Origin of the sequence: Bartonella sp. CR84HXZ (assembly GCF_042194535.1) — a bacterium.
GTDB lineage: Bacteria > Pseudomonadota > Alphaproteobacteria > Rhizobiales > Rhizobiaceae > Bartonella > Bartonella grahamii.
On sequence record NZ_JBHIMY010000028.1, the window covers coordinates 1 to 9,148 of the forward strand.

Sequence of the window (9,148 nt, forward strand, 5' to 3'; positions counted from 1 at the left end):
AGTGATGATGATTATTTTCGTGATGAGTATGAGGATGTTGCGTAAATAAAATAGCAGGTGCGGGGGGCGCCTGCTTTTTAAAAATAAAGAAACCGTATGTTACATTAAGCACTAAAAAATCATAAAATTGAAATAATTATCTATATAGGTATATAAATAATCGTGAATAAAATAAAACGTATCATATAGCCATAAAGCGTTTTATAGATAAAAATATTGGAGGGGGTAATGGACACTCTATCTACTAATAAATTAAATAAAAAAGAGAAAAATCCAAATTCCAAACAATCAATTTTAATAACTATAATACGTAGAGTGTTTTCTATCGTTTATAAAATATTACATAAGATATTGAAAACGTGCCTTTTTTTCCTTTTCCTTTTTCTTTTGCTTATTCGCAAACCGGTTATTATTTTAACAGAGTTTATAGCAGGGGGGAGTTTGCTGGTGTTATTTATTTTTTTTACTGGATATGTAGCGGGCTCTGCACCTTTTGAACACCAAACAGCAATGGTCATTGGTTATATAGTTTTGATATTTCTAAGTTTAGCTGTCAATTGGGGGTACGATACGCTGCTATTACGGCTAGCTCCTCCTGGTTCTGATCTTATGCTTTTCAAGTAAAAGCTTATTAGAGAATGTTCGTCAAGCTCTCCAATACGATAGAATGGTACTAACAAGAGCTAGTACAAAGAGGATGTATTTTAGGCTGTTTCTGTTTTAAAGCTTGCGCTAAATCATAATTTGTTTGCATAGCTAGCCAAGCACGTGCAGTACTCACACCAGCCATTTCAAGTCTAATAGCGAGATTGGGACTAACAGCAGCTTTTCCATTTAAAACCCTAGAAAAAGCTACACGAGACATACCAAGCCGTTCAGCTGTTTCGGTAACAGATAAACCAAGCTCTACGATTACATCTTCACGCAAGAGTTCTCCAGGATGTGGAGGGTTTTTCATCATTTTTTATCTCTCCTTATTCAATGATAATCTAGATAATCAACTAATTCGACATCTATACCAACAAAACGGAATATTACACGCCAATTTCCATTTACTGTAATTGACCAAAAGCCCTTAAGATCACCTTTTAAAGGATGTAATCGAAAGGACGGATAATTCAAATCATTTGGTGATATAGCTACGTCAAGAGCACCTAGAATACGCCTTAACTTTTGAGTATGAGCAGACTGAATTCCTTTTGTAGTACCAGTAGTGTAGAAGGCTTCAAGCCCTTTATGTTTAAATCCCAAAATCATGATTCACTGTAATGTGTATCGTTATAAAATACAAGAAGAAGTTGTTCATTAAGCTACAATGTTACCATTATTGGTAACATTGTGAAGCGTAACTACTATGCTTTTATTATTTTTCTCTTCTGTATCTGTATATTTTAAGCATCAAAAATGCCTGCTAAAGCAGATTTTTTGAATTGAGGAGGGGGCAGCCTCTTATTTTATAGATAAATGGAGCTAATTATTTTTTTATCTAAGATAATCTTCAAGATCTATTTGATTACTAATGTCCATTTCTAAAGGTTTTCTATTCTCATATACACCTTGAATACCGGCTGCTTTCATGCGATTTTTTAAGTTCTTTCTAAGAGCTATTTTGTGGATTTTAGCACTACCTTTCCAACCAAGGTTTGGGTTGAGACGGTAGGATCTATTAATCCCAATACGAGGACCTTCCAAAAGAATATCCATAGCTATTAGTCTTTTTACGCTTCGATTAAAGTGATGTCTGGTAATACCAACTTTTTTAGCCAATTCCGTTTGATTGACGACTAATAGATTTTCGAAATCAAGACGAGAAGCCAGAATGAAAAACACCTTGAGATCATATCCGTTTAAATTACTTTTCGCTATTATAGCCATCGGATGTTGAGGCATTGCAATCCATTCCTTTTTAAATCCATTTTTGCCTTTTAGGTATGACACAAACAACAAAGCCGTCCATAACCTCCACTATTTTACATCTATTTGGTATAATTTTTTTATCCACGTAGTTAAAAAATCAAATGTTTTTTCCCTACTATAAGGTGCTGTGTAGGCACCCTTAAACGCTCTCCTTCTAATCATGATTTCGGAGCCGCGTGAGAGGGACGAAACAAGACGTTAGGTTCTTTGTCAAGGACGCCGTTAGGCGCCATGTAATGGTTTCCTTGACACTAAGAACCAAGACTTGTTAGTCCTCTCATTAAACGCGGGTCTGATGTCATGATTTTGGTGAGCGTTCCAGAGAGTTTGAGAGGCGGATAGCCTCTCATTATTGATTATGGACGAACGAAGTGAGTTCTATTTAGGATATATTATTATTTAGGAGCAAATCTATTTTTGTTAGTAAGGGCTGTTAAATCCTTACGTCTAAAATAGATAGAGCGTCCACAACGGATAGGGGGTTGCCCTCGCACGAGAATGATTTGTTCGTCTAGGCGCATTTCTTGGGTAATTTCATGAGGATAAATTAAAGGTCTCTGCTGGGTGTTTACATTTTCTGTCCCTCTTGTATGGAATCCTCCTAGAGGTTTTCTTGAATTTTTCACTTCAACAGTCATTTGACCACATGCCTTAGATATATTTTCAGCAGTTTTAATATCTTGTATTGCGGCATAACTTATAAAAGCACAACTTTCAAACCATGTCATAGCACCCGATGAACCGAAATGACGTTCAATTTGTCCTATAGATTGGTAAAAGAGCATGAGAGATATTCCATATTTACGACCACGGTCACGAGCTTCTTCTAAGATGTTCATATATCCTAACAGATCAATCTCATCTAAAACAAAGAGGACTCTTTTTTCATAGTTTCCATTTGCGGCTTCCATAGCTTTGAGAAGAGAACCAACAAGAATCCGTCCCACACCAGGGTAAGATTTTAGAGTTTTTGATGGGATATTAAAAAAGATGTCTACATTGCCTTTTGTTATATCATTAGTTTTAAAGTCGTCACCACTTATAAGGTTGGCATAACTATCAAGGGAAAGCCATTGGGTATCTTTAGAAGCAGTAGCATAAACACTAGAGAAAGTTTGCTGTGCCATATTGGTAAAGACCCCGAGGGTTTCACGAATGAATTGTGATGAAGAATTTGATTGTATTGATTTCAATTTTCCAATAACCGATGGTTCTGGTTCTGATACAATCATACGAAGTGTTTTTAAGTTTTTTTCATGTTCTTTGTATTCATCAGAAAAGACGACATGTGCAAGTAGACCTGTTAACAAATTGTGAGCATGAGAGATAAAAAATTGATCGGTTGAAGTGGATCTATAATTTTCTGAAAGGAGGAGTCGTGCTGTCTCTACGAGACCTACTTCCTTTTCACAAATAGGGATATTTTTATCTAATAACCAATCTAAGGGATTAAAAGTTTTTGTTGAATCTCCATGGGGATCAAGAACGTATACTTTTCTTTTTGACAGCTGCCTTGTTTTTTTTACCATTGGAGCGATTTCAGTTGAAGGGTCAAAAACGACCAGTGGACCGGAATATTTGAGACAAGTTGGAATAACATTACTGGTTGTTTTATAACCACCAGAACCAGCAAAAAATAACATGTGGGGTGAAGAAAAATTTTGTTTATATGTTAGTAATGGCTGTGTTCCTCCTTTCCCCCATGTTGTTTTGTCTTGAGAATCAAAAAGAACATCTGTTACAATATCTTCGTCTACTCGATATCGTTCTCCTACGATGATTTCTCCATCGCTTGGAAAGATGCTTTCTAGTTTTTTCATATTCATCCATTGAGCGCCGCCGAAGATTGTATTTTTTAATTTTTTCGAAGGTAATTTTTTTGGCAACGATAGATTCATAGTGTAACCAAGGATAACAACGCCAATAACAACACCCCATAAAACCATCCTATCAAAGAAAGGAAGAACATCCGCCCATGTCATATTATCTTGACCAACATATGGACTAAGTCTGATATATTCATTTGCACTATAATAAGTTGCAAACAAACCAAAGACGATCATGGACGAAATAGTAATATTTTTTCTTATATGTCTTTTTTGTAATAAGATGAATGAAGAACCTGAAAGTGCAATAAGAACGAGAATATCGAGAGGTTTTGAACGAACAAACCAATAAGCATCAGGCGTCGTTCCATTTTCTGTAATGTTATTGATTGTTATGTTTACAAGAAAAAGAATTATGATTGAAAAGAGAAAAGGGCATATTAAAAATATGATTTGTTTACGATTTAGATTGTTTATCATTTTGACCCCGCGTATCAGTAAAAGAATGTTGTCCTATTTTTTGTAATTTTTTATATTCATTTGAATTTATATCAAGTTTTGCAGCATGAGTTAAACATCCTAAAATGAAAGACTTATCGGCATTTTTAAGACCAGCCTTTACGACAAGACCGCCTAGAATAATTTTTTCACGTGCATCTTTACGCCTTATTTCATCACTCAAAAATCTCCTCCTTTTTTCAATGCGTCTTAGTGATTTTATAGAGTTACCAAGATTATTCAGTTTTTTGCTGTTCTTTTTGAAATCGGGCTTTAATCTCCTCGAAAATATTTTTCCATTGATCGTTTGTTATGTTTAATTCTGTTAATCCCGCTTCAGCTGCTAATAGTGCAATTTTTTCCCCTTCTTGTTTTTTAGCAGCTTTAATTCTTTCAAGAAGCTTTTTACTTTTTTCTTCAAGAGATTTTTTTTCTTCCATAAGTTTTTCTAAAGATTTACGTGACATTTAAAATTCTCTTTTATTTGTTAATCTTTATTTTTACTTAACAGAATAAATCTCCAATAACAATACTTAATAGTGCGCATTTATGCGCTCCTGAAAATGTCTTTTTTCAAAAGATTTTTGAAGGCGCAATTATACGTTTTAAAGTAAAACGTTTCATGCTATAGATTATTTCTGTGAAATAAACACAATTTTTGGTAATTGTATCTTATGGCAAGTACACATTTACAAGCTAAAATTATTGGTGCTGGAAAATCAGCAATTTCGGCGGCTGCCTATCGCCATAGGACAAGGATGTTTGATGAGTTAGAAGGATCTCATACGCATAAATATGATAAAGATAGAGACCTTGTACATTCAGAAATGAATATTCCAGAGGGTTCTCCAAAATGGATTACACAACAGCTCAGTTATTTTGATACAAATGATAAAAAAAGTGAATGGCTGTGGAACACTGTGCAAAATAGTGAGCGCGTGAATGGACAGTTGGCAAGAGAAATAGTTATAGCGTTGCCATTAGAGTTATCACGAGATCAAAATATTTCTCTTGTACGAGACTTTGTAAAAGAAAACTTTGCATCACGTGGTCTTGTTTCTGATTGGGTTTATCATGACAAGGAAGGAAATCCACATGTGCATATTATGCATACTTTACGTCCAGTTTTAGAAAATGGTTTTGGTCCCAAAAAAATAGCTGTCTTAAATGAAGATGGAACAGTAAAAAAATCTCTTGTTACTATTCGTGATAGACAAGGGAATGCTATAAGAAAAGAAGAGCGTATAGTTTATGAAACCGTCATAGGTCATAAAGATGCATTGAAGGATTTACGCAACTCATGGGGTGAGATTGCAACGATGCATCTTGCACTTGCAGGTCATGATATAAAAGTAGATATGCGTTCTTACAAAGAGCGTGGTTTATCTATAGAGCCAACCATTCATTTGGGGCAATCTGCTCATGCAATGAGTAAAAAAGGACTTGCTAGCAATGCGGTACAAGCTAATGAAAAAATAAAACAGAGATCTGTAGAGAAAATTAAAGAAAACCCTAATGAAGTATTGAAGTTAATTTCATTTGAGAAGTCGACATTTAATCATGGTGATCTTGCTAAGATCATTAATAGATATGTTGATAATTCAAATGACTTTAATGATATTATGGTGCGCTTAGAACAAAGCAATAACCTGATTAAAATTAAAGATCATTCCAATCCTTATAAAGTTATTTACTCCACAAAGGAAATATTAAAAACCGAATATGATATGGAGCGGAGTGTTGTTTCGTTGTCTCAAACGACAGGACACGGTGTAAAAGATAGACAGGTTTTAGAGGCAATAAAGTCTGTTGAGAATAAAGATAAAAGTGATAGATTTAAATTTTCAGAAGAACAAAAATTAGCCGTTCAACATATTACAGATGATAAAGGTATTGCGGCGGTTGTTGGTTATGCAGGTGCTGGAAAATCCACTCTATTGGAAGCCGCAAATATTGCGTGGGTTAATAGTGGGAAGCGTGTATTTGGAGCAGCGCTTGCGGGGAAGGCTGCGGAAGGTCTTGAAGAATCTTCAAAGATAAAAAGTAAAACTCTTGCTGCGTGGGAATTAGCGTGGAAAAATAAAAAAGATGAATTACGGGTTGGTGATGTTTTTGTCATTGATGAAGCTGGAATGGTTTCTTCAAAACAACTTTCGCATTTTGTCCAAAAAATTGAAAAAGCAGGCGCAAAAATTGTTTTAGTTGGTGATAATATGCAGTTGCAACCCATTGAGGCTGGAGCGGCATTTCGCGCTGTAGTTGATAATATTGGTTATGTAGAATTATCCGGTATTAGGAGACAAAAAGAAGAATGGGGGCAAGATGCATCACGACAGTTTGCACGTGGACAAGTAAAGGAAGCTTTAGATCATTATAAAAATAGAGGATTCATTCGTGAGACTAAAACGCATGATCAAGCCATAAATACTCTTGTTAAAGATTGGATGAATACACGAAGAAAAGTTGAAAAAAAAGCTCTGGAAGAAGGAAAAACTTTACGGGGTGACGAATTACTTGTTCTTGCTCATACGAATGCGTCTGTAAAAAAATTAAATGAAGAAATTCGAACTGCTCTTAAAGATGCTCGTTTACTTAAATCTGAAGATAGTGCAAGCGTTACAAATTTTGATACTCTTAAGGGGCATAGGGAATTTGTTGTTGGTGACAGAATTATCTTTCTTGAAAATGCTCAATTTGAAGAAAGATCAGCCCCAGAATTAGGAAAGCAAAAAGTTAAAAATGGTATGTTGGGAACTGTTTTGTCTACACAAAATGAAAGAGGAAAACCGCTTTTAAAAGTGTGTCTTGACTCTGGCCAAGAAGTTGTTTTCTCCAATCAGACCTATCAAAACGTTGATCATGGATATGCGGCTACGATTCATAAGAGTCAAGGAGTTACCGTTGATAATGTCTTTGTTTTAGCCTCCTCATCTATGGATCAACATCTCTCCTATGTTGCAATGTCTCGCCATAGGCATCAGTCACATCTTTATGTAGCCGAAGAGGATTTTAAAAACGTTCGATTACACGAACACAAACAGGTTAAAGGTACAATCACTGGTGAACTTGTTGAAGCTGGGTATGCTTCTTTTAGTGAAACAGCCAAAACCAAAACACCTTATGCGGATATAGCAACTTTCCGTGGAGTTGAACGTGTTTATGGTGTAAATCTTCCCTCTGCGATAGATGGGGCTCGTATTGAGCTTGGTGATAAGATATCCATTCGTCAAAACAAAGAGACTGTTGTTGTTAACAATAAAGAGATTAGACAAAACATTTTTCATGTGGATTTTATAGAACGTGGTGATCCTTCTTTTGCTAGTAGCATTAAACAATCCGATCGTGCAAATACCTATGAAAAATTGGTAGCAGCTCTTTCTAGGTCTGGTGTTAAAACAACAACTCTCGATTTTTCTGAATCTCCTGATTATAGAGATTATATAGCCAAATTTAAAAAAAATAGAGGGATTGATGTTTCTCAAGGTTTAGGGGAAAAAATAGCCTCTTATGTTGATTTTAATAAAGAATGGTTGCAAAAACAAAAAGAAAAGATTGAAACCCTTTGGGGGAGAGCAACGACAGTTTTTAGCAAACTTAAAAAAGAAGAGCTCGAGGTTGAGCAATCACAAAAAGAGTTGAATGTTGCATCAAAAACAACGGAAAAAGCCCCATACCTTGCTGCTTATACGGATAACTCTAATCTAGAACAGAAGGTGCTAAGCGCTCTTAGAAATAAAAAATCTTACATTGATATGTTTAAGGAGTTAAACAGTCATTTAGCATCTATTTATAAAGATCCACAAGAGGCTGCGCTTAGGATTGAGCAAACGATTTTAGCAGGGAAAGGCGATAAACTCTCTGATATTTTGGATAGGGCACCTGATAGAGCGGGCGAACTGCGTGGATCAGATCGTTTTATCGATAAATTGAAGGCTACAGGAAAAGAACGAAAAGAAGCGCTTTATCATGTTCCTCTTGCTATTTCTTCTATTAAAATGCTTCAATCCTTTTATGAGAATTCTTATGAGACGCTGATGGTTAGTGTTACACGGGAGCTTGAACAGTTAAAAGTAGAGGTTCCGTCACTTTCACAAGAAGCAGTGACTTTTATGAAAAATGTTGAAGCTGGTCGTGATAGTTATTCAAAGATACCAGAGCAGGTTGGTGAAGAATTTTTAAAGCTGAAAAGTGCTTTAGATAAACGTTTTGGACAGGATGCTATTCATAAACAAGACTTTGACTTGTCAAAAGCAATCATGCCAAATCAGCCTCAAGATAAAAAGCTTGTGAAAGAGCTTCAAACAGCAGTTAAAGTTTTGCAACAGATACATACACAAGAGCTAAACAATGTGATAGTGCAAACAATGTCAAAAGAAATTACACGATAAAGAAATTTAGAACATTAGACACTTGTTATAATAACTCATTTGAGCCATACATAAGAAGGTAACTAAAGGAGGTTTACTATGGGCATAGCCGTAGATTCAAAAGATGTTGTTCGAGCAAATATAGATAAGAAGTTGAAAAAAGAAGCTGGTGAAATATTAGCAAGTTTAGGACTTACGGTGTCTGATTTCATACGAATTTCCTTAGCTAAAGTTGTTGATGAAAGAGGATTGCCGTTTGATATGTCTATTTCTAATGCGAAAACGCTTAAAACTTTTGAAAAGAATGCAAAAGGATAAGATGTATACTTTGCGAAAGATATGAATGAGTTATTTAAGTCATTTCGACAGTTTTTAAAAAGCATCACGGCGTTTGAAGGGGTCGTAATAGATTTCTGTTACACGAAATTTGCCTTCAAGGCGTTTGCATTGGATGATGACATCTATCATCGAGATTAATAAGCCGCGGATATCATCGCGTGCTAAATTACCACCACCGTCACTTTCTTTGACTAAAAGGGT

9 protein-coding genes and 1 pseudogene are annotated in these 9,148 nt (G+C 35.4%); 3 read left to right on the forward strand and 7 right to left on the reverse strand.

Translation table 11 applies throughout. From position 1 onward, the window contains the following. Window positions 1-447 precede the first annotated feature (447 nt). A complete protein-coding gene (locus ACFIKD_RS08405; RefSeq protein ID WP_375612418.1) occupies window positions 448-624 on the forward strand; it encodes a hypothetical protein in 177 nt (58 codons plus the stop codon). A 49-nt stretch (window positions 625-673) separates the two neighbouring features. On the opposite strand, the gene ACFIKD_RS08410 is transcribed toward ACFIKD_RS08405, so the two are convergent. The 6 genes from ACFIKD_RS08410 to ACFIKD_RS08435 form a co-directional block, all read right to left on the reverse strand. Beyond that, complete coding sequence (locus ACFIKD_RS08410; protein WP_375612417.1) at window positions 674-961, reverse strand: HigA family addiction module antitoxin; 288 nt, start codon at window positions 959-961, stop codon at window positions 674-676. Between the two features lie 17 nt (window positions 962-978). Further along, a complete protein-coding gene (locus ACFIKD_RS08415; protein WP_375630386.1) occupies window positions 979-1,257 on the reverse strand; it encodes a type II toxin-antitoxin system RelE/ParE family toxin in 279 nt (92 codons plus the stop codon). A gap of 225 nt (window positions 1,258-1,482) precedes the next feature. Beyond that, window positions 1,483-1,890: a replication protein RepA gene (locus ACFIKD_RS08420; protein WP_375630387.1), complete on the reverse strand. Its 408-nt coding sequence runs from the start codon at window positions 1,888-1,890 to the stop codon at window positions 1,483-1,485. A 422-nt stretch (window positions 1,891-2,312) separates the two neighbouring features. Then, window positions 2,313-4,223: a Ti-type conjugative transfer system protein TraG gene (gene traG / locus ACFIKD_RS08425; RefSeq protein ID WP_375647744.1), complete on the reverse strand. Its 1,911-nt coding sequence runs from the start codon at window positions 4,221-4,223 to the stop codon at window positions 2,313-2,315. Further along, a complete protein-coding gene (locus ACFIKD_RS08430) occupies window positions 4,201-4,425 on the reverse strand; it encodes a conjugal transfer protein TraD (protein WP_375647746.1) in 225 nt (74 codons plus the stop codon). The genes traG and ACFIKD_RS08430 overlap by 23 nt, the downstream gene beginning before the upstream one ends. 52 nt (window positions 4,426-4,477) lie before the next feature. Then, window positions 4,478-4,681 carry a TraC family protein gene (locus ACFIKD_RS08435; protein WP_375647747.1) on the reverse strand — a complete coding sequence of 68 codons (204 nt, stop codon included), beginning with the start codon at window positions 4,679-4,681 and terminating at the stop codon, window positions 4,478-4,480. A gap of 234 nt (window positions 4,682-4,915) precedes the next feature. On the opposite strand from ACFIKD_RS08435, the gene traA reads away from it, so the two are divergent. Next, window positions 4,916-8,629 carry a Ti-type conjugative transfer relaxase TraA gene (gene traA / locus ACFIKD_RS08440; protein WP_375647748.1) on the forward strand — a complete coding sequence of 1,238 codons (3,714 nt, stop codon included), beginning with the start codon at window positions 4,916-4,918 and terminating at the stop codon, window positions 8,627-8,629. Between the two features lie 78 nt (window positions 8,630-8,707). Next, window positions 8,708-8,926, forward strand: a complete 219-nt coding sequence (locus ACFIKD_RS08445) for a type II toxin-antitoxin system RelB/DinJ family antitoxin (protein WP_375647750.1) — start codon at window positions 8,708-8,710, stop codon at window positions 8,924-8,926. Window positions 8,927-8,980: 54 nt separating this feature from the next. Here the strand turns inward: ACFIKD_RS08445 and ACFIKD_RS08450 are convergent. Then, a pseudogene (locus ACFIKD_RS08450) lies at window positions 8,981-9,148 on the reverse strand (P-type DNA transfer ATPase VirB11); the annotation flags it as partial.